The following is a 20,546-nucleotide window of genomic DNA, read 5'->3' on the forward strand; positions in this document are numbered from 1 at the left end:
TCTGTGGCGCAACGCGGGTGCGGTTAGCTACGCGATCGAACTCGAGGCAAAGAACGCCTCAAGCCCGATAGCTAGGCTACCCGACCCGCTAAGTACGCGCCACTGCGCTCTGGGGAAAAATCCGATACTATCTACTATACCGCTAATCTGACACGACGCCTAATGGCAAAATTTCTGCCATAATCCCTCGCCACACCCTGCACTGACGCGTTATGATAGTGGAAAATTGGGAGGAAATCATGACACTTAAATTTACTTATGCGACGCATGCCGACTTGCCAGCAGTCGTCGCGATTTATAATCAAGCCATTCCCGGCCGTTTAGCCACGGCTGATCTTGAACCAGTCACTGTTGCCGATAAAGAGGCGTGGTTTGCTGCTTACGACCATAACACCCGGCCTTTGTGGCTGATCCAAGTTGACGATCAAATCGCCGGGTGGGTCGGCTTAGAGGCTTTCTACGGCCGCCCTGCCTATGCCCACACCGCCGAGATCAGCATCTACATTGCAACCGCATTTCACCATCAAGGCTTGGGCCAGCAAGCGTTGGATTTTGTAATTAGCCAACTGCCGCGTTTGGACATCGACACCTTAGTGGCATTTATCTTCCATCACAATGCACCAAGTTTGGGCTTGTTCACTCATAACGGCTTTGAACGCTGGGCACACCTGCCGGATGTCGCCTTAATGGACGATCAATTGCGCAGCTTAGACATTCTGGGCAAGCGCTTCGCCTGAAATTTCGCATGCAAAAAGGCCATTGCAATAATGACCTTCTAGCATGAATGAAAAACGACCCGCCGCAGCAAGCTAAGCCGCTGTGGCCGGATCGATGAGTGAGCAGTTAAATTCACTTGTTATGGTACCACGTGTTGCCCATCATTCTTGGATACTGTTAACCAGCGTCCAAGTCAAATCTGCCTGATAGCTGCCTGCAGCATTGCCAGTTGGAATACGCAATGAAACGCCTTGAGCAGTGTCTGTTGCGACTGGCGTACCGGCAGGATCGCCGGTTGTGACCGTCGTGCCTGAACCCAAGCGCAATTGCGCCGCTTTGATCGTGTGCTGGGCCGCTTGATCAACTAAGTTCGAAGCGGCAACCGACAATGTCCAACCTTCGGCTAAACCCAGCTCGGTCATGGCGACTGGTTTTGCCACCTGCGCCGTCAAGACTTGTGCATCTTGGCTAGCGGTGACAGTCGGGCCAAGCTTGATACTTTCGGCATCGGCCACTGCGATCACAGCGGCTTTAGGTCTGGTAAACGTGACAGTAGCAGTAGTCGTTTGCGCTGCGTGCACAGTAACTGGAAACAAACTCAACAAAGCTGCGCCGCCAACGCAAAGCGTCAGCAGCCGCAAGAAGGTCAAGTGCTTGATCATGATGATTCCCCCAAACCATGAATGACAAGTGTGGTATGTACCTTTCAATGTAAACAGTTATACCATTCGTTCTCACCGATCACAATCGATTTGAAAAAATAGATTTAGGATAATGGTTCAACCAGCCTTGTGTAAGCGTGAGGCTTTGTTATTATATTCGCCATCGCGCCATGACACGGCTTTGGCGCCTGACGATCGCTGATATTTTAAGAAATATCGTGATTTTCACCAGATTCTCATGATTACTTACATAGTAGAAAACAATGCCGTACATTATCTCGTTGGTCACCAGGTTGCCGACCAACTCAAAGGAATGCTCATGCGAAGAATCTGCTGCATCATTTGGTTGGCGCTGTTAATGGCGCTTGGCTTGATGCCCAGCTCACCGGTTTCCGCTGAAACCCTGCATTATCGCGTCGCTATCCAACAGCCCAGCAATCAAATCGATCACTCGCTGGGTTATTTTGCGCTGCGGGTTGCCCCAAACACCGCGCAGCAATTAACGATCACGATCACCAACCAAGACACCTGCGCCCATCGCTACCTTTTGGCGATCAACCGGGCCACCACCAATGCCAATGGGGCCATTGATTACACCAACCACGCCAATAAGCCCCGTGCCGGTTTAGCCGCGGACTTGCAACAAATGGCGACTGTGCCAGCGTCAGTCACTGTGCCGGCTAAGACGACCCAAACCGTGCCGATTCGCTTGCACACCCCGCCGACGCATTTTGCCGGGTTGGTGCTAGGCGGGTTGCAGGTCCAAGAAGTCAGCACTGCTGCGGCCGCTTCAGGTCAAGGCGTTCAGTTGCATAATCAATTTGCATACGTGATCGGCATCGCCTTGCAAGAAGACGCCAGCTACACCGCCTTGAAACCGCAATTGGTGCTGCGCGGGATCAAAGCGCAGCTGCACAACGATCACAACAGCATCACCATCAACTTGGCCAACCTCAAGCCTAACTTGATCCATCAGCTTCAACTGGCGGCGATCATCACCAAACAAGGCCACGCCAAGCCCGTCTTGACCAGTACCAAAGCCAACATGACCATGGCACCGAATTCGACTTTTGCCTACCCGCTGTCAACGCAAAATCAGCCCTTGCAAGCTGGGCACTACCGCTTGCAACTCACTGCTTCAGCCAGTGGCGGCAAGTATCAGTGGCACTTTACCAAAGCCTTCACCATCACCGGCGCATCTGCTGCCAAGCTCAATCAAGCCGCCGTTGACTTGAAGCACCCTGCCCCGCCTTGGGGGCTTTATCTGATGCTTGACGCAGGACTGGGGTTGTTGCTGATCGCGATTTTTCTGGCCCGCGGCAGCTTGCGGCATAAACGGCACCATTGAACCACCAAACGCCTCTGCACAAATTCGTGCAGAGGCGTTTTGGCAAATCGAGATTACTTGATCATTTGGTAGTTCTCGTCATAGAACTTGCCGTTACGGATGTCATCTGGCATGCCGGCGTAAGGTTCTTTGGCAATCACTTGGTCGTTGTCCACGCCAGCGTCGCCGATGTAAGTGATGGTGGCAAATTCTGGTACCACCAGCTTCGGGTAAGTTTCGTACTTCTCGCGGGATTCTTCCATCAAATCGATGTGCTCGTTCTGGTAGCAAACCGTGATTTCTGGATGTTCTTGGACCCACTTCGGGAAGAAAATGGTGCCGTTGAGCTTGTGTTCGTTAGGCACGAAGTCCAGCGCGACATCGGTGCCAGTTGGTTCCGTCCAAGCGATCTTGTAGACGCCTGGAATCAGCATTGTAATATGGGCTTCTTGATCGGTGACCCAGCGGCCTGCCACCATGCCGCCATGGATGCGGTAATCAACAGTGTGGTCGTTCTTGCAGTACCATTCGTATTCCCAGCCATTGTCATAGGTATAAATGAAGTGCGTACCTAAGAAATCTTCTAAAGTTTCGAAGTGTTTGTCCATATGATTTAAGTTTGCCATCAAAAGGGCCTCCTGTTTTTAATATCATGTATTTATTGACATGTTTTTGTCGACTTGATTATGATATGCTAAACAGTGACAAACAGTCAAGGAGAAAATAACAATGGCGCAAAAAAACATTCTGCAATTCATCATCTTAGGCCTGCTTCATCAACAACCGCGCACCGGCTATGAGCTGACGAAGGCCTTTGATTCAGACCTGGGCGAGTTCTGGTCGGCGCAGCATTCGCAGATCTATCCGCAATTGCGCCGCTTAGAAGAAGCCGGCGCGATCGTGCATGCCGATGAAGTCACCGGCGAGAAATTGGAGCGCAAGCGCTACTCGCTGACAGAAAGCGGTGAAAACACCCTTAACGATTGGTTAGGCGAAGAAACGGTGCCGGCTGCTAGCGGCAAAGACGAGTTTGCTGTGAAGCTGTATTTCATCGACACCTTAGCCGACCCGCGCTTGCCGGCGATGCTGCACGCTCAAGCAGATTTTCATCAAGGCAAATTGGAACACCTGCGCCGCCAACTGGCCACGAAATTTCCGCTAGGCCAACCCGCTTCAGGCATCGGACATTATTTGATCCTCGATCACGCCATCAAACGGGAAGTTGAATACTGCCAGTGGCTGCAAGCGGCATTGACCATGATTTAACCCAAAACACCAGGCTCACTGCCAATAAATGCCTGCAGTGAGCCTGGTGTTGAGTTAAGCGATAATATCTGCTGCCAATAAGGCCAGCCCGACTGCATCATCTTGCCACTGGGTCAAATCGCCCGCTTGTTGTGCTTGCTTGACCACTGCAGCAGCATGTTTGCGCAAGTTGGCCAACTCATCAGCAGTCGTCAGCTGCGGCACCCGCAACACGATCAACGTGGTGACTGGTGTTGCCGCCGCCACCCAAACGATCGGATGGCGCAAGGTCAACACCACCACCCCTGGCGTGGTGCAGTTAGGATCGGTCACATGCACCAAGGCCGCTTGTGTCGTCAGTTGCACACTATCGCTTGCTGCACTGGCCAATAAGCTGGCCCGCGCTTGCATCAGGTCCATCCCCAGCGCTTCATGCAAATACGCAGCCGTTTGCTTTAACGCGCTGAGTTTATCATAGCGCGCCAAATGGACTTGCGGATAAACTGGCGGCAATGTATCGATGATCATCCTACCACCCCCTCAGCTTTACTGTAACGCCTGTAACGCGTTACAGGTCAAGGGGCTTTTAAGCGCAAAATACCGCTGCTCTTCAAGGCAACGGTATTTTGCACGTCTATTTAACGCCGCTGGCGCGAGTAGCGGCTAAAGCTTCATCCATGCGGGCGATCACCTTGTCGATTTGTTCATAAGTGATCACTGCCGGCGGCTCAAAGCGGATCGTCTTCGAGTTGACTAACGTGCCTGCCGTTAAGACCCCACGCGAGAACAGGCCTTTAGATACGCTGTAGCCGATAGCATCAGAGTGGAATTCGACGCCGATCATCAAGCCGACGCCGCGCACTTCTTGAATCACATCTGGGTACTTGTCCGCTAAAGCCTGCAGCTTCGGGATCAGGTATTCGCCTTTGGCCTTGGCTTGGCCTGGAATATCTTCGGCTAACATGAAGCGAATCGTCGCCAAAGCCGCTGCACAACATAGCGGGTTGCCGCCAAAAGTCGGCGAGCCTAACAGCCGAGGGTTATCGATGAGTTGTTGCACCCACAGCTTCTTGTTGCAAATAATGCCGGTGATGGGCATGATGCCGCCGCCAAAGCTCTTGCCATAAGTCATAATGTCTGGTGTGACACCTTCAGCTTCACAACGCCACATCGTCCCGGTGCGTCCCATACCAGTTTGGATCTCATCAAAAATCAACGCCACGCCGTAACGGGTACAGATATCGCGAACCTTGGCTAAATAGCCCTTAGGCGGCACAATGACCCCGGCCTCGCCTTGCACCGGTTCCAGGATCACTGCGGCGACTTTCTCGCCCACGGTTTGCAAGTTGCGGATGGCTTTTTCCATGTCTTCGGCGTTGCCGTATTCCACATGCTGCACCTGTTGCACCATGGGAATATATGGCGTGCGATAGGCGCCTTTGCCGACCATGGAGACGGCGCCCATCGACTTGCCATGAAACGCACCGATCGTGGAAATGTACCAGCGGCCGCCTGTGGCGATACGCGCCAGCTTCAAAGCCATTTCAACGGCTTCAGCACCGCCGTTGGTGAAGAAACAATAATCCAACCCTTCAGGCGTGATGTCAGACACCGCCTTGGCCAAATACCCCCGCAGCGGATCCAGCAATTCTTGTGAGTGCAAGGCTTGATGCTTCAACTGGGCTTTGACGGCATCCATGATGAAATCATTGCGGTGCCCGGCAGTATAGATCCCGAAACCGCCTAAACAATCAATAAATTCTTCACCCCGCAAGCCGCGGCAAACGGCGTCTTTGTCTGACCATTCCACCACGGTAGCATCAGTAGAAACCGACTTGCGATACTTCAACCAGCCTGGTGACACATAGTTATCAAAATAATTCAGCGTATCTGCAGTGATCTTATCTGCCGTTGGTTCATCGACATGATCACTCTTGATGAAACTCAACACATCGTCAAGCTCTGAAATCACAGCTTCTTTACTCATAGACTGACCTCCTTGGGATGTTTCAACATTACCAACAAGGCAGCCTGGTTGGCGGTTTGGCCCACCGGGGAATATTGACGATCATCATATGATTACCTCCGAAGCGGCGCTTGCACCGGCGTTGGCTGCGGTGCACCCACTGGCACCAAGTGTTGATGCCGAACGACGATTTCACCAATGACCAACAAGGCGAATGTCCCGCCCCACAAGATGACGCCTGCGACCAGCGAATCGACTGCTAATAACGTAAAGACCAACGTCGCCAGCAACAACAATTCCGGAATCACCGCCATTAAGGTGAGCACCAAGCGATTGCCGCCAACTTTAAACGGCCGCTTGGCATTCGGGTCTTTTTGGCGCAGTTTCAAGAAGGCGGGAAACATCAACAGATAAGCCATCAACAATGCCACGACATTCAAGGTGAACACCGGCGTGAAGGCATCAGTATTGGCCAAAGGCACCATCACCACACAAATCAAGCTGGCTAATAATCCGGTCAATCGTCCAGCACCCACGCTTTGACCATGCGCGTTAGTCGCGGCAAACGCCTGCGGCAGCGCCTTGTCTAAAGCAGCTTGCGTCGCCACGCTGTTAACGCCGCCGATCCAAGATACCATTTCCACAAACAAGGTGAACATAAACAACAAACCCAACCCAATCACGATTAGCGGCTGCCCTTGCAGCAGCAACACCAAACTTTGGATCAACCCAGAAGCACCAGAAACGGCTTTGGTCGGCAGCGCGGCACTGATGCCAAAGGCCGCCAATAAGTAGAACACCATGACCAACACCCCGCCTAATAACAAGGCTTGCGGGATCTGCTTGCGCGGGTTTTGCATATGCGGTGCCATGCTGGCTACCACTTCAAACCCCAGGAAGTTGAAGATGATAATCGACAGTTTCGACAAGCTGGCCATATCCGCATGCGGCAGCATCGTGGCCACGGTCAACTTGGTGGCCATGCCGTGATGCAACAAGGCGTAGACGCCCATGACCCCTAATACGATCACCAAGAGCATTTTGGCAAAAGCTGCGGCGTTGATCAGCAGCTTGCTTTCAGCCACCGGCCAGTTGCCAACGACCACCACGCCCCAAACAAAAGCCAATTCGACCAAGAGCATGACAGGTGCTGGCACATGCACATGGAACAATTCGGTATAGCTGTCGACAAACAAGATCGCCATGCTGGCCAGCCAAATTGGAAAGTTCACCCAATACAGCCAAGCCGCGCGGCCGCCGAAGCGCTGACCGAAGGCGTTGCGCACCCACACATACAACCCGCCGGCTTCTGGATACGTCGTGCCAAGCTCACTGGCGATCAGCCCATATGGCACAAAGAAGAACACCATCAAAAAGCCCCACCAGAAGAATTGCGCCGGCCCAATCGCAGCTGCCGGGGTGATGGCTTCAACCACCATCACCACCACCACGGCCATCAATACGGCGTCAAACAAATGAAATTTATGTGGCATAGGCGTGCTCCTTTCAGACTGCAGTGTCGGCGTATGGCCGAAAATGATCATGGGCGAGTTGATACTCGCTTAAAGCCACAAGTTTCCCACCTTGGATGAGATAGTCAGACATGCCATCGACCACAACGGCCATCATCGGCGTGCTGGCGTCGGCATAAGTCAAGGTCCACTTCGCTAATGTGTGAAACCCTTGCGGATACTCACCGCTTAGCTGCCAGTCCAGCATCACAAAGCGCTGGTGCCATGCATCAAACCATTGTGCCGCTTCAGTTAAACCATTGTAAGTCGCACCGTCTGCTTCAGTCGCAGAGAAATCTTTGGCCAACAGCGCCAAGAATGCTTCACGATCCGCTTGCTGCCAAGCTTTCATGTATGCTTGAGGACTCATGTCAACACCGCCTTATTGATTGATGAGCTTAGTTTACCGACAATCGCGCCTCATCGCATTGGCCCGCATCGCCAATATTCACCGATCAATGGTGCACAATGAACAGGGAAAGCGGTTTCTTTGTCAGGTATTATCACAATTACTGAATTTATTTGCGTTATCGTTTCAGAGTAACAAAAAAGCCTCGAACCCAATGTTCGAGGCTTGATGATCACGATGTTTATACGCGACGTTCTTTAGTCGCTGCCGGCATGCGATTGGTCAACACTGCCGGGGAAAATAAGTGACTGATCAAACTATCCGGCATCAACCGCTGCGCTTTCAGCAGCGCTGGCACACTGCGGCCGGAAGCGACCGCCTTTTGGATCAAGGCCGTCGTTTTGGTGTAGCCCAGATACGGATTCAACACCGTGGCCGCCACAGCAGAGTGCTGGACGTTATCAATACTGTGTGACGTGTTGACGCGCAGCTGAGCGATGCAATTGTCGCATAATGTGCGCAGCGCCGAGTTAAGCTCATCTTGACTCAACCGCAAATCACGAAAAATGATTGGCTCAAATGCGTTAAGCTCCAGCTGCCCGGCACTGGCGGCCATCGTCACCGTTAAATCATGGCCCATCACTTCAAAGGCCACTTGGTTAACCACTTCCGGAATCACCGGATTGACTTTGCCTGGCATGATCGAGCTGCCGGCTTGGCGCGGCGGCAGCTTCAATTCATTGAACCCGGCTTGCGGACCGCTGCCAAGCAACCGCAAGTCATTGCACAACTTGGTCAGATCTACCGCCAAAGCTTTCAAGGCGCCGGAATATTGGACGTAATCGTCGGCATTCTGCGTGGCATCGATCAAATCATCAGCCAATTGCAGCGGCAGCTCGCTTAACTCCGCCACGCGAGCCACGATATGGCTGCGATAATAATCGCTGGCGTTAAGGCCAGTCCCCACCGCTGTGCCGCCAAGGTTGACCATAGCCAAGGCCGCCCCGGCTTGTTTGATGCGGCGCATATCGCGCGTCAACATGGTTGTATACGCGCGAAAGCTCATCCCCCAAGTCAAAGGCGTGGCGTCTTGCAGTTGGGTGCGGCCGACTTTGACCACTTCGGCATAATCGTCGGCTTTGGTCAACAGCGCATGGCACAACTTGGCCAAAGCGTTCAGCAAAGCTGGTTGGGCCATCAACAAGCTCATGCGTCCGGCAGTCGGGTAGGTATCGTTAGTCGATTGGCTTTGATTGACATCATCATTGGGATGCAAGGTGAGCTCTGGATGCAGCCGCATCCCCAGCTTGGCCAGCACTTCATTGACGTTCATGTTGACGCTGGTGCCAGCGCTGCCTTGAATGGCCGGCGCAACTAGCGCGTCTTGATGCTTGCCCAACAACAGCGCATTGCATGCGTCAGTAATGGCTTGAGCCTTGGCGGCATCTAAGGTGCCGGCTTCGGCATTGATCGCCGCAGCCGCCTTCTTGATCACGATCAAGCTGCGAAACAGCAATGTGTCAGTCGCTTCATCACGGATCGGGAAATTGGTCAAGGCGCGCATTGTATGAATGCCATACAATACATTATCGTCTACCGCCAGCCGCCCGATACAGTCTTCTTCGTAATGCATCATCTTAGCCCCCTTATGGTATGGGGTCAGTATAGCCGTTAGCCGCGCACAAACAAGCAGATTTGTGATCTTGTCTGACAACCTGTCAAAAAAACTGCCAAAATTGGCAGCTTAGCTCACATTACTTTCTTGCCGCGGCGATACAACCCGTAGCCGATCGCACAAGTGAGCACATCAGACACTGCTTGGGCCCACACGATGCCATCAAAGCCCAACCACTGCGGCAGCAGCCACAAAGCGATGGCAAATACCACGCCTTGGCGAGCGACAGCCATGACCAACGCCCCAAGCGGCTGGCCGACTGATTGAAACACGGTGGTGAACACCAAGATCGCCCCAATAAACGGCGTCGTGATCAATAGCGCCCGCATCATCAAACTGCCCATCGCCACGATTTGCGGCTGATCCATGAATAGCGCCACCAGCGACTTGGCAAACAGCATCAACAACGCCGCAGCCACGACGGCATAACCGATTTCCACTTTAAAATCAAAGCGCAAAATCGCCTGCAAGCGCTGATGCGCCTTGGCGCCGAAGTTATAACCAATCAACGGCTGGGCGCCAAAGGCAAAGCCCACCATGATCAACATCACGATCATATAGACTTTCTGCGCAATGCCCATCGCAGCGATCGCATTAGCACCGTAAGCGGCCAGACGCTGGTTTAAGAGCATTGTGCCTAAGCTTTGCATGAAATTCGTCAAGCTGGCTGGGATCCCGATTGCCAGAATCGCCCACAGCGCCTGCTTACTGGCTTTGGCCACTTGCGGCTCAATGCTGAGATATTGGGCACGGCGTTGCGTAAACCACAACAACAAGCCGGTATTCAGCGCATAACCTAAGACATTGGCCAAGCCCACGCCGCTTGCGCCCCAATGCAAGCCAAACAAGAACACCGGATCTAAGACGATCGTCAATGCCGTACCGGCCAGCGTCGCGATCATCGACTGTTGCGCCAAGCCTTCGGTACGAATGATGTTGCCAGGCACCAGCGAGACGATGATAAACACTGCGCCAAGCGAAAGCATGGTATAGAAATCCCCTGCATACCCGCGCGTGGCTGCAGTTGCGCCTAACAGCGTCAAAATCGGCTGCTTGAACAGCAGCAACGCCGCGGTGATCACCAACGCCAAGCCGATCGCCGCATACAAGCAGAAACTCGACAACGCCCGCACCGCTTGGCGCTTACCATCACCTAACAGCCGCGACAACAGTGCTGAACCGCCTAACCCAAAAATGTCGCCTACCGCCAGCATAAACGAAAACAACGGTGCCCCTAACGTCACCCCTGCCACCAAATCAGCATTGCCGGTTTGGGCGACAAAGAAAGTGTCTGCCAGATTGTACACCATGCTGGCCACCATCCCCAACACCACCGGCAGTGCCAAGTGCATGTACGCCTTAGGTACCGGCGCATGCGCAAATAATTCATCCATGAGCTTTCTTCCTCCACAACGCGCGGTATCCCCGCGACGAGATACGTCGATGCCGGTCGCTCGTCCATGGACTTGCCAGATCTTCGCTGGTTCCATCCTATCATCAACCAAAGCTTGCCGCCAATAATATTCAACCCCATAAAAAAATCGGCCGCCTTTTCAGGTGACCGATGCTTCGCCAATTATTTGGCGCGCTTATTGCCCATTTTGCGCAGCTTGTTAGGAATATTACTGATTGTTTGCGGCAAGTTGCGCATGATCGTCGGAAAGTTCTTGATCGCCGGCTTAAGCACCTGCCAGAAAGTCAAAGACCGCACGATGTGATCTGCTGGGATATGTTCGCGACAAGCCCGCAACAATGCTTTAGGATCATGCGACGAGAACGTATAAGTGCCGTTCTTCTTGGTACGCACCGCCATGCGCGGGATCCACTTGCCTTTGAACATGATCGAGGCGATGATCACATCGACTTCGTTCCACGGGATCTGGATGTAATTCTTGATGTTGCGATCGTCATAGAATTCGAAACCGTGATCACCGACCATGATCTTGCCATAATCGCCCAGCCCCATGTAACTGGTACCTCTGGTCTCGTATTCGACTTTAGAATTCAACGACTCAACTTTAGCGACAACTGATTCGACCATTGATAATCACCGTTTCCCCTCTTATTCTGCTTACATTATACCAGACCCGGCAACTTGCAGGCGTCGGGCTTAAGACTGTTTCGTGTGCTACCCGCAATCGTCAAGTGCGGTGCTTTGCGATTGCGAAGATGCTGTGGCGTCACTTAGACCAAATCATCCAGTCTGAGACACATCATGAAACCAACCTTGCATCGCGCTGGCTTCTTCGTCAAACTGCACTGCCAACACTGCAGTGCTTCAAGATTGATAAATAATCCCTCAATGCATCTCATGCCAACTTCGGTTCATCGAACAATCAGATAACCTGATTCGAATGCTGGAGGACAGGTGTTGCGTAGGTGCGCGGGGAAAGCGTCGGTCAGGCCGTGAAACGATCAGCTCAGTGAGACAAGCGGTTTGTGCTTGGCTCGCTATGCTGATCGCGGCAACTTTTGAGATTTGCAAGGCGAGCCGCAGGCGAGTGCAAAGCTCAAAAGTTAGGTGGAAAACACGCGCACTTTGCGTGGTTGGAACCGGCCGCACAGCCTGCGCCGACGCTTTCCCCGCGCACCGAAGCAACACCTGTCCGGGCTTTGCCAAGTCCACGCCTGATACGACTGTGGTCTTCGTCGAGCTCCGTGGCGCGCACTGGTTTCTTCGTCGAGCTGCGCAGCCCAATGCGGCGTGATATAAGTCGTGACGTCAATTGGGCCAAAACCGCCCAACTGCCATCCCGCCTTATATCCACCGCTAAGTGCGGGCTGCTCCGCTCTGGTACTAAAAACGACCCGGACACGAATGCCCGAGTCGCAGAAATCTTGCCAAAACTGATTACATAACCTTCAGGACGTGCAAGACGATACCAACAATGAACAGGCCGAAGATGATGATAATCGGGCTGACCTTCTTCTTGAGTAACCACATGCAAAGCAGGGTTACCAACAAGCCGGCCAAACCTGGAATCAAGGAATCCAAGTTCTGTTGCAAAGTGGTGATCTTGTGGTCAGTCAAAGACAAACCAGCCGCTTGATCTTGTAAGGCCTTTTGGATACCTTTAGCGCCAGCTGGCAGAGAATTCCAGTCGATATAAGCGCCTTTATCAAGCTTAACATCAGAAACCGTTGGCGTGAACTTGACAGAAACCCAACGTTCAACCAGGGAACCCAAGATGAACATCCCTAAGATGGAAGCACCCTTGGTAACATCTTGCAACATGGTCCCAGACAAGTCGTCGGCGATCTTGGAACCAGCCTTGTAACCGAATTCCTGCGTGTACCACAGGAAGGCGATCCGGATGATGTTCCAAACCACGAAGAAAATGATTGGACCGATGATGGAGCCGGACATGGCCATGGAAGCAGCCAAGGCCCCTAAGATAGGACGAACCGTGAACCAGAAGACAGGATCGCCGACACCAGCCAGCGGGCCCATCATCCCAATTTTGACACCTTGGATCGTAACGTCATCAACAGGTGCGCCATTGGCACGTTCTTCTTCAAGCGCCAAGGTAACCCCGATAACAGGCGAAGCCAAGTATGGGTGAGTGTTAAAGAATTCCAAGTGACGCTTCAAAGCAGCCACGCGGTCTTCTTTAGTCGTGTATAACTTCTTTAAGGCAGGGATCAAGGAGTAAGCCCAGCCACCGTTTTGCATACGTTCGTAGTTCCAAGAACCTTGCAGGAAGGTTGAACGCCAGCAGACGTCCCAACGATCTTTTTTGGTTAATTTGATCTGATCAGCCATTGTGTTCTACCTCCTTCTAATAGTTGTCGATGATGTCGCCAACGGCATCACCTGTACCGGTACTTGCACCACCATCGGAGGAGCCAGAACCGCCCATCTTAGACAAGTTCAAGTAAATGAGGGCAATGCCGACACCGATCGCACCAAGACCGATCAAGGTGATCTCAGTAACAGTGCCAAGCACGAAGCCAATGGCGAAGAATGGCCATACTTCAGCAGTTGCCATCATGTTGATAACCATGGCGTACCCAACGGCAACAACCATGCCACCACCAATGGACAAGCCATCAACTAACCAAGTCGGCATTGCATCAAGCATTGCCTTAACAGGACCGGAACCAACGGCTAAGACGAAGCCGGCAGGAATCGCGATACGCAGACCCTGTAAGGAAATGGCGATCCATTGCCATAAATCGATCTTGGAGAAGGAACCTTCTTCAGCAGCGTGGTCCATGATATGCACAATACCAGTGGTAATGGTACGAACCAAAGTCGTCAGCAGCAAGCCGGCAACGGCCAGCGGCACAGCCAGCGCAACGGCGGCAGAAACGCCCGCCTTACCTTGGCCGCCAAGAACCAGAATGATAGCAGATGCGATAGATGCCAAGGCAACGTCAGGCGCAACAGCGGCACCGATGTTCGCCCAGCCTAAAGCGATCATCTGTAAGCTGCCGCCTAAGATGATACATGGCACTAATTGGCCAGTAACCAAGCCGATCAACGTGCAAGCCACAACTGGTTGGTGGAATTCGAATTCATCAAGAATCCCTTCCATCCCAGCTAAGAATGCAACGATGAGGACTAGGATGATTTGAATGAAATTCAAAGACATTGTAGTATCCTCCCTTTTTGTAGGAAAAGTCGTGCGCTTCAACAGCGCTTCATAATTATTTAGCCGCGTTCAAGGCGTCTTGCGCCTTCTTCAAGATCGCGTCCATGTTATCCTTGGAATCAGTCGGAACCTTGCGAACATCAAACTTGATGCCCTCAGCCTTCAACTTACCAAAAGTGTCGATGTCATCTTGGTCAAAAGCCAAGACCTTGTTAGGCTGTACCTTACCTGCAGAGTGCGCCATGGAACCAACGTTGAGCTCTTTAAGCGGTACGCCGCCATCGATGGCACGCAAAGCGTCTTGAGGCGTTTCGAATAATAGCAGTGCACGTTCGCCGCCGAAGTGCTGATCGTCTTTGGCGATCTTGATCATTTGATCAACTGGCACAACATGGGCATGGACGCCGCCAGGTGCGGCGTCGGTGATCAATTGCTTTCTCAGCTTATCGCGGGCCACGTTGTCAGAAACAACGATGATACGCGTTGGCTTAACAGACTTGGACCAAGCAGTTGCGACTTGACCATGCAACAGACGAGAATCGATACGGGCAAGCACGTATTCGAGCTTGCCTGGCTTGCCGGCATTGCCGCCAGTGGCCTTTGGTGCAGCCGCAGCTGCAGGCTTTGGCTCCAGGCTTTCCGGCTTGATCTTGACGCCATCGCGCCCTGCTTCCACCAAGTGTGCTGCGATTTCGTGTGCCGAGGTCATCGACAGACGTGAGCCATAAGCTTCAATGAGCATTGGCAGGTTCAACCCTGTGACAATTGCCCACTTGTCCTTATGTGCTTCGAACAAACCGTTGGATTGGTTGAATGGTGAACCGCCCCACAGATCGACTAAGAACAACACTTCGTCGTCTTCGCCGAACTTCGCAATGGCTTCTTCAAGGTGCTTCTTGAGGTCGTCTGGGCCTTCGTTAGGCATGAAAGTTACTGCTTCGACTTTCTCTTGCTCACCGAAGATCATCTGACCAGATTGCTTGATGCCAGCGGCGAATTGCCCGTGACTAGCAAGAATGATTCCGACCATTGTTTGTCGCCTCCTAAATAATATTTGGGTGCAGTCTACGCTGCGCTGAATAAATAATAAAAGTGCGCAGAATATGACCGGTAAATGAATCCCCAGAAATTAGTATGCCGTTCTCCCGCGGGTTTTGCAATCCCTTTCTTGACGTAAAATCGAGCGTTTTCATGAAAGGTCTATGCCGCTGGGACTGAGCCGAATATTTTTTTGTTAATTTTTCTGGACTAAAGCTTGCATGAATGCAGGCAAAGCCGGTAAAAGCGGGCCGGTATAAGCTCGGCGTTTGCACGTCAGCGGCGATTTACATGCGTTACTAACAGAGAAAACGCTTCTTAATTTTCGGCAATCGTTTTCCTTGTTCTTGAGTTGTTGGTGTAGGATATCCCTTACGACTTAGGCTGATGTCAGCTTAGCGGCCATGGGTGATTGACGGTTGGTGACTGCTTGGGTTATACTCAACGCCAGACAAGTGAATATCCACCAAGAAATAGAGGTCGCGGGTGGTGACGAACGCAATGGAGGGCCGAAGCCCATTGAAATTGCCTTAAGCATCCCCGCCGAAATCTTCGGCGCGATTCGGCGCGCCTTAGGTTGGGCCAAGCGACAACATCGCTTGGACTGTCGCAGCAATGCGGAGCGCTAGATTTGGTTTAACAACGAAATCGGGGACCGACAATTTTCTAATATTGTCGGTCCTCTTTATGTTCTCTCTATTCCTTCGGTTGGCAAAACACGAAGGAGGAACTTGTTATGAAGAAAGTGTGGCTCACCCTTAGCGGGGTCATCGCAGCGATCGCCATGTTCTTGGCGCTGGCTGCGCCGGCTCCAGTCAGCGCCAGCGGCACCTTGAAAGTCGGCATGGAAGCCGGCTATGCGCCGTTTAACTGGACGCAATCCACCAGCGCTAACGGCGCGGTGAAGATCCAAGGCTCCAGCGAATACGCCAATGGCTACGATGTGCAAATGGCCAAGAAAGTGGCCAAAGCCATCGGCAAGAAAGTCATCGTCGTCAAAACCAGCTGGGACGGCTTGCCGCCAGCTTTGACTTCCGGCAAAATCGACGCGATCATCGCCGGCATGTCGCCAACTGCAGAACGGCGCAAAACCATTGACTTCACCAACACCTACTATGCCTCCAAGCTGACGGTGGTGGTGCGGCGTGATTCCAAGTTCGCCAAAGCCAAAAGCATCAAAGACTTCAAAGGCGCCAAGATCACCGCGCAATTGTCGACTTTCCATTATCAAGCCATCAAGCAAATGAAAGGCGTCATTAAAGAAGAAGCCATGAACAACTTCCCTGCCATGCGGGTGGCTTTGGAATCCGGCACCATCGACGGTTATGTCTCTGAAGTCCCAGAAGGCATCACCGCCCAAGACGCCAACCCAGATCTGACTTACCTCAAGTTCTCTAAGGCCAACGGCTTCAAAACCAACCCAGAAGACGTCGATTTGGCCATTGGCTTGCGCAAAGCAGATCCTGATAAGGCCAAGATCAACGCAGAATTGGCCAAGATCTCCACTGCCGAGCGCAACAAGATGATGAAAGAAGCCGTGGCTGTGCAGCCAAACACCGCCAGCCAAGGCAACTGGTTCATGAACATCTTGAAGCACTACGGTCCGATGCTGCTGCGCGGCACCGGCATGACCTTGCTGATTTCTTTGGTCGGCACCATCGTCGGCTTCATCATCGGCTTGTTAGTCGGCATCATCCGCACCATCCCCAAGCCTAAAGCCAAAGGCAAGCGCGGCTTACAAGCTGTGATCAACTGGCTGCTGGCAGTTTATATCGAAGTCTTCCGCGGCACGCCAATGATCGTGCAAGCCGCTGTCTTGTATTATGGGGCTGCCCAAGCTTTTGGCATCAACATGAACAAGACCATGGCTGCTTTAGTGATCGTCTCGATCAACACCGGGGCGTATATCTCTGAAATTATCCGCGGCGGGATCATCTCCGTGGATGAAGGCCAGTTTGAAGCCGCGCATGCGCTGGGCTTCACCCACTTGCAAACCATGATGAAAGTCATCTTGCCGCAAGCGGTGCGCAACTCGCTGCCAGCCGTCACCAACGAATTCATCGTCAACATCAAGGATACGTCGGTGCTGTCTGTCATTTCAGTTTCCGAACTGTTCTTCTCTGCCGAAACGGTGGCGGGCCAGAACTTCCAGTTCTTCCACACTTACCTGATCGTCAGCGGCATCTACTTGATCTTGACCTTCACCATCAGCCGCTTGTTCCGCTTGATCGAAAAGCATATCGATGGGCCGAAGAACTATAACGTCATGAACAACCAAATGCAGATCCAAACCCCTAAGGAGGCGGGAAAATGAGCGACGTGATCATTCAAGTGCAGAACCTCAAGAAAGCCTTCGGGACTCATGAAGTCTTGACTGACATCAACTTCGACGTCCACCAAGGCGAAGTTGTCTCCATCATTGGCCGCTCCGGTTCTGGGAAATCCACCTTGTTGCGCAACATCAACTTATTGGAAGAACCAACCGGCGGCGATATCTTATTCCACGGCAAAAGCATCCTCGATCAGAACTTCGATTTGCCGCATTATCGCGCCGCAGTAGGCATGGTGTTCCAGCAATTCAACTTATTCAATAACTTAACCGTGCTGGATAATGTTGTCACCCCGCAAACCACGGTGCTTAAGCGCAATGCCCAAGAAGCCAAGACCCACGCCTTGACGATCTTGCAACAAGTTGGCATGGACCCGTTCATCAACGCCAAGCCTGATCAATTATCCGGCGGCCAGAAACAGCGTGTGGCGATTGCCCGCGCCGTGGCCATGGATCCGGAAGTCCTGCTGTTTGATGAACCAACATCGGCTTTGGATCCGGAAATGGTCGACGATGTCTTAAACGCGATGAAGCAGCTGGCCACTACCGGCTTGACGATGCTGGTCGTCACCCACGAAATGGCCTTTGCCAAAGATGTTTCTGACCGCGTGGTGTTCATGAACGAAGGCGTCATCGCCGAAGTCGGCACCCCGCAAGAGATCTTCGAACACCCTAAGCTGCCAGCTACCCAAGACTTCTTGAAGCGGTATCTCAACCGCGCTTAGCCATTTATATCAAAATACCTTCCCGCCCTCACGATTGCGATGGTGGGAAGGTATTTTTGTGTGATTTTGGTACACAAGCACCTGGAAGAACCGTCAATTATACATATTCTGACCTAATTACCGTTTCTTATACCATACTTTCATACTTTCTGATTCACGTCGGGCCTGCTTCTTACCGAAAGCTTTTGACACTTGTCCTTTGGCAAATGAAGCTTTTTGAGCTGGCGACAACTCGCGATGATACTTTCTCTTAAGTTGTTTGTCCGCCTCCTCCTGGGTCATCAAGCCTCGAGCAACCAGCATCTTGAGTCGAACGGTTCGTTGATATTCCTCCGCCTCCCGCCGTTCCTCATCAAGAATTGGATTACTCTTTGTTCTGCGTTGCTTACCGGTAATGTAATGAGCCATCTATTGACACCTCGATCTTTAACTTACAGATACTCCTGTTAGGTTGCACTTATGCCCGGATAATTACGAAATTCGTGTTCAGCATTTACTAGCTCACGTTTGTTGCACGCATCAATTAAGAACCTCATCCAGCCGTCGAATCCGCTTCATCATCGACATCATGACCGTCAAGATTGACGACCTGCGGTGCCGCGCCGAACTTGGCGGTATGTAAGGCCATAATATGGGCGACTAAGCCTGCTTGATAAGCCGGCATATCGATTGCCTCAGCCCACCACGGATAACAGCGTTCCGGATGGCGCTGCGCCGTCAATGAAGGCGTGGCTTCTGGATCCAGAATGATCAAGTCGCCGCGCGCTTGAACGCGTTGGGCTGTCCAAGGCACCACATTGAGAAACTCCACTAAGCGAGCATAGCCTGGCGAGTCTGGCGGTACACACACTTCCACCAGCAGCCGATCCCCGTGATCTTGATACCGCAAGAATGGCACCGCCAATGTCGCCACTTGCAGCGCCAACATGGCACTGCCGCGCTTATAGCCGGCATTATCGGCTTGATTCGGCAAATCAGCCAACACTTGCAAACAACCGGCTTGAACCGTTGGATCGTAGCCATAACCGCGCGTGCCATCCACGTAATCATCCGGGATCGGCAAAGTCCCGTTAAACAACGCATAGCCAAAAGTCAGCCGCAACAAATTGGCACAAAGATCCGGCGGCAGCGCTTGTTGATGGCGCGCGGCTTGTTGGATCACCGCGCCTAACTGATTGGCAACGGCTTGGCAATGCGAATCAGCCAATAACGCCACTTCTTGGCGCAGCGCCGCTTGCCCGCGCTTGCGCCAATCAAAGCGCGGCCGCGACAATTGAAAATAATGAAACAAGGTGATGGCTTCATCTGGGATCTGTTTCGGTGCGGGATTCGTGATGATCCTGCCAGATTCATTGATGCGCTTGCGCAAGCCTGCCAACAAGGGACTGTCTGCTGGGTCTAAGTGCTTGCCCACCCGCGTGAAGATCACACCGATGAACAAGTCATTCTGCGTCGCTTCAAAAGTCGTCGGCGCTACGATACTGACACATTCAGCAAACGTGTGCGCTTTGGCCTGCGTCGTGGCAGCAAATGGCCAATACTGCCCGCGATGCGCCCACCAGTAAAAAGCATACAAACAGTAGCGAATATTACCCTCTGCGCCTTCGAACTGCAAGTCATTGGATAAAACGACCCCATATTCGGCACCAAGCGCATTGATCCGATGCAACCGCCGCAACAACGTCGGACGGCTGATGTAGTGCGTCGCCATGAATTCCGTGGCACTAGGCAGCGGATCGCGCAAGGCATAATCGACCAGCTAATAATTCAAATTCTGCCGCGCCAGCCACGAGCGATAAGCATCAACGGCCAACACGCGACCATCGCCTTTGAGCAAGGCGGTTTTCAACGCAAACTGCGACTCGCCGCTAATGGTTTCCAGATCTTGCGCAAGCTCTTGCACCGCAGCATAAGCCGCTTGATAATGCCACCCCAGAAACGCCGCCAACTGCCGCACAGTCAAGCTTTCCCCTGGATGCTTGGTGAACATTTGATATGTTTGCAGCTTCGTTAAGTCCGCCGGCGTCAAGAACACCTCATCGTATGTCGGCAATCCCGTGCACCCCCATTAATCACTTGCCAATATCATAGCGCGTCAAAGCACCCTGGGCAACTTGGATGCGAGCGGATACAGTGCGAGATAAGTGCGGACTGCGCCACTCTGGGTTTCGTCGAGCTGCGTGGCGCAACGCGGCGTGATATAAGCTGTGACGCCGCTTGGGCCAAGCGCGCCCAAACGTCATCCCGCCTTATCTCCGCCGCTAAACCCGCTTTGCTCCGCTCTGGTACAAAAAAAGCCGCCATGGGCTTGGCGGCATCAGGGGTTGGGGTATTACTTAGGAGGAGTAAAAAATGAAAAAGTGGGATAGAAACTTGCGAGGTAGCTCGTTTCTATGTTGTTAATACT

20 protein-coding genes and 1 riboswitch are annotated in these 20,546 nt (G+C 52.5%); of the genes, 5 read left to right on the forward strand and 15 right to left on the reverse strand.

The window, feature by feature from the left end; genetic code table 11:
* The first annotated feature begins 239 nt into the window (after window positions 1-239).
* The gene (locus ACGG90_RS02315) at window positions 240-737 is read left to right on the forward strand and encodes a GNAT family N-acetyltransferase (RefSeq protein WP_390405339.1); all 498 of its coding nucleotides are present in this window, start codon (window positions 240-242) and stop codon (window positions 735-737) included.
* 141 nt (window positions 738-878) lie between these two features.
* Here ACGG90_RS02315 and ACGG90_RS02320 read toward each other — a convergent pair whose 3' ends face one another.
* Window positions 879-1,379 (reverse strand): hypothetical protein, encoded by a 501-nt coding sequence (locus ACGG90_RS02320; RefSeq protein WP_390405342.1) that lies wholly within the window; start codon window positions 1,377-1,379, stop codon window positions 879-881.
* 319 nt (window positions 1,380-1,698) lie between these two features.
* On the opposite strand from ACGG90_RS02320, the gene ACGG90_RS02325 reads away from it, so the two are divergent.
* Window positions 1,699-2,727, forward strand: coding sequence for a DUF916 and DUF3324 domain-containing protein (locus ACGG90_RS02325; protein ID WP_390405345.1), 1,029 nt, complete (start codon window positions 1,699-1,701; stop codon window positions 2,725-2,727).
* 53 nt (window positions 2,728-2,780) lie between these two features.
* Here ACGG90_RS02325 and ACGG90_RS02330 read toward each other — a convergent pair whose 3' ends face one another.
* Window positions 2,781-3,314, reverse strand: coding sequence for a phenolic acid decarboxylase (locus ACGG90_RS02330; protein WP_390405435.1), 534 nt, complete (start codon window positions 3,312-3,314; stop codon window positions 2,781-2,783).
* Between the two features lie 121 nt (window positions 3,315-3,435).
* On the opposite strand from ACGG90_RS02330, the gene ACGG90_RS02335 reads away from it, so the two are divergent.
* Window positions 3,436-3,972: a PadR family transcriptional regulator gene (locus tag ACGG90_RS02335; protein WP_390405348.1), complete on the forward strand. Its 537-nt coding sequence runs from the start codon at window positions 3,436-3,438 to the stop codon at window positions 3,970-3,972.
* A gap of 54 nt (window positions 3,973-4,026) precedes the next feature.
* Here the strand turns inward: ACGG90_RS02335 and ACGG90_RS02340 are convergent, their stop codons facing one another.
* The 10 genes from ACGG90_RS02340 to ACGG90_RS02385 all read right to left on the reverse strand — a co-directional run bounded on the left by ACGG90_RS02340 (window position 4,027) and on the right by ACGG90_RS02385 (window position 15,077).
* On the reverse strand, window positions 4,027-4,479 hold the full coding sequence (locus ACGG90_RS02340) for a hypothetical protein (protein WP_390405350.1): 453 nt from the start codon (window positions 4,477-4,479) through the stop codon (window positions 4,027-4,029).
* A gap of 106 nt (window positions 4,480-4,585) precedes the next feature.
* On the reverse strand, window positions 4,586-5,938 hold the full coding sequence (locus ACGG90_RS02345) for a putrescine aminotransferase (protein ID WP_390405353.1): 1,353 nt from the start codon (window positions 5,936-5,938) through the stop codon (window positions 4,586-4,588).
* Window positions 5,939-6,030: 92 nt separating this feature from the next.
* The gene (locus ACGG90_RS02350) at window positions 6,031-7,410 is read right to left on the reverse strand and encodes an APC family permease (RefSeq protein WP_390405356.1); all 1,380 of its coding nucleotides are present in this window, start codon (window positions 7,408-7,410) and stop codon (window positions 6,031-6,033) included.
* A 13-nt stretch (window positions 7,411-7,423) separates the two neighbouring features.
* Window positions 7,424-7,798 carry a nuclear transport factor 2 family protein gene (locus ACGG90_RS02355; protein WP_390405358.1) on the reverse strand — a complete coding sequence of 125 codons (375 nt, stop codon included), beginning with the start codon at window positions 7,796-7,798 and terminating at the stop codon, window positions 7,424-7,426.
* 220 nt (window positions 7,799-8,018) lie between these two features.
* Window positions 8,019-9,410 carry an aspartate ammonia-lyase gene (locus tag ACGG90_RS02360; protein WP_390405360.1) on the reverse strand — a complete coding sequence of 464 codons (1,392 nt, stop codon included), beginning with the start codon at window positions 9,408-9,410 and terminating at the stop codon, window positions 8,019-8,021.
* 116 nt (window positions 9,411-9,526) lie between these two features.
* Window positions 9,527-10,846: an MATE family efflux transporter gene (locus ACGG90_RS02365; RefSeq protein WP_390405362.1), complete on the reverse strand. Its 1,320-nt coding sequence runs from the start codon at window positions 10,844-10,846 to the stop codon at window positions 9,527-9,529.
* 182 nt (window positions 10,847-11,028) lie between these two features.
* Window positions 11,029-11,493 (reverse strand): DUF956 family protein, encoded by a 465-nt coding sequence (locus tag ACGG90_RS02370; RefSeq protein ID WP_390405365.1) that lies wholly within the window; start codon window positions 11,491-11,493, stop codon window positions 11,029-11,031.
* An 810-nt stretch (window positions 11,494-12,303) separates the two neighbouring features.
* A complete protein-coding gene (locus tag ACGG90_RS02375; RefSeq protein ID WP_390405367.1) occupies window positions 12,304-13,215 on the reverse strand; it encodes a PTS system mannose/fructose/sorbose family transporter subunit IID in 912 nt (303 codons plus the stop codon).
* A gap of 16 nt (window positions 13,216-13,231) precedes the next feature.
* Window positions 13,232-14,047 (reverse strand): PTS mannose/fructose/sorbose transporter subunit IIC, encoded by an 816-nt coding sequence (locus ACGG90_RS02380; protein WP_390405369.1) that lies wholly within the window; start codon window positions 14,045-14,047, stop codon window positions 13,232-13,234.
* Between the two features lie 55 nt (window positions 14,048-14,102).
* Entirely contained in the window at window positions 14,103-15,077 is a 975-nt protein-coding gene (locus tag ACGG90_RS02385; RefSeq protein WP_390405372.1) for a mannose/fructose/sorbose PTS transporter subunit IIA, read from the reverse strand.
* Window positions 15,078-15,551: 474 nt separating this feature from the next.
* Window positions 15,552-15,721, forward strand: a riboswitch (Lysine riboswitch).
* Window positions 15,722-15,821: 100 nt separating this feature from the next.
* On the opposite strand from ACGG90_RS02385, the gene ACGG90_RS02390 reads away from it, so the two are divergent.
* Both ACGG90_RS02390 and ACGG90_RS02395 read left to right on the forward strand, forming a co-directional pair.
* Complete coding sequence (locus ACGG90_RS02390; protein WP_390405374.1) at window positions 15,822-17,399, forward strand: ABC transporter permease subunit; 1,578 nt, start codon at window positions 15,822-15,824, stop codon at window positions 17,397-17,399.
* Complete coding sequence (locus tag ACGG90_RS02395) at window positions 17,396-18,139, forward strand: amino acid ABC transporter ATP-binding protein (RefSeq protein ID WP_390405376.1); 744 nt, start codon at window positions 17,396-17,398, stop codon at window positions 18,137-18,139. The genes ACGG90_RS02390 and ACGG90_RS02395 overlap by 4 nt, the downstream gene beginning before the upstream one ends.
* 117 nt (window positions 18,140-18,256) lie before the next feature.
* Here ACGG90_RS02395 and ACGG90_RS02400 read toward each other — a convergent pair whose 3' ends face one another.
* The 3 genes from ACGG90_RS02400 to ACGG90_RS02410 all read right to left on the reverse strand — a co-directional run bounded on the left by ACGG90_RS02400 (window position 18,257) and on the right by ACGG90_RS02410 (window position 20,192).
* Window positions 18,257-18,547, reverse strand: a complete 291-nt coding sequence (locus tag ACGG90_RS02400) for a hypothetical protein (RefSeq protein ID WP_390405377.1) — start codon at window positions 18,545-18,547, stop codon at window positions 18,257-18,259.
* Between the two features lie 124 nt (window positions 18,548-18,671).
* Window positions 18,672-19,883 (reverse strand): helix-turn-helix domain-containing protein, encoded by a 1,212-nt coding sequence (locus ACGG90_RS02405; protein ID WP_390405378.1) that lies wholly within the window; start codon window positions 19,881-19,883, stop codon window positions 18,672-18,674.
* 15 nt (window positions 19,884-19,898) lie between these two features.
* On the reverse strand, window positions 19,899-20,192 hold the full coding sequence (locus ACGG90_RS02410; RefSeq protein ID WP_390405380.1) for a hypothetical protein: 294 nt from the start codon (window positions 20,190-20,192) through the stop codon (window positions 19,899-19,901).
* Between the last annotated feature and the right edge of the window lie 354 nt (window positions 20,193-20,546).

It is taken from the genome of Lacticaseibacillus jixiensis (genome assembly GCF_042847315.1).
Taxonomy (GTDB): Bacteria; Bacillota; Bacilli; order Lactobacillales; family Lactobacillaceae; genus Lacticaseibacillus; species Lacticaseibacillus jixiensis.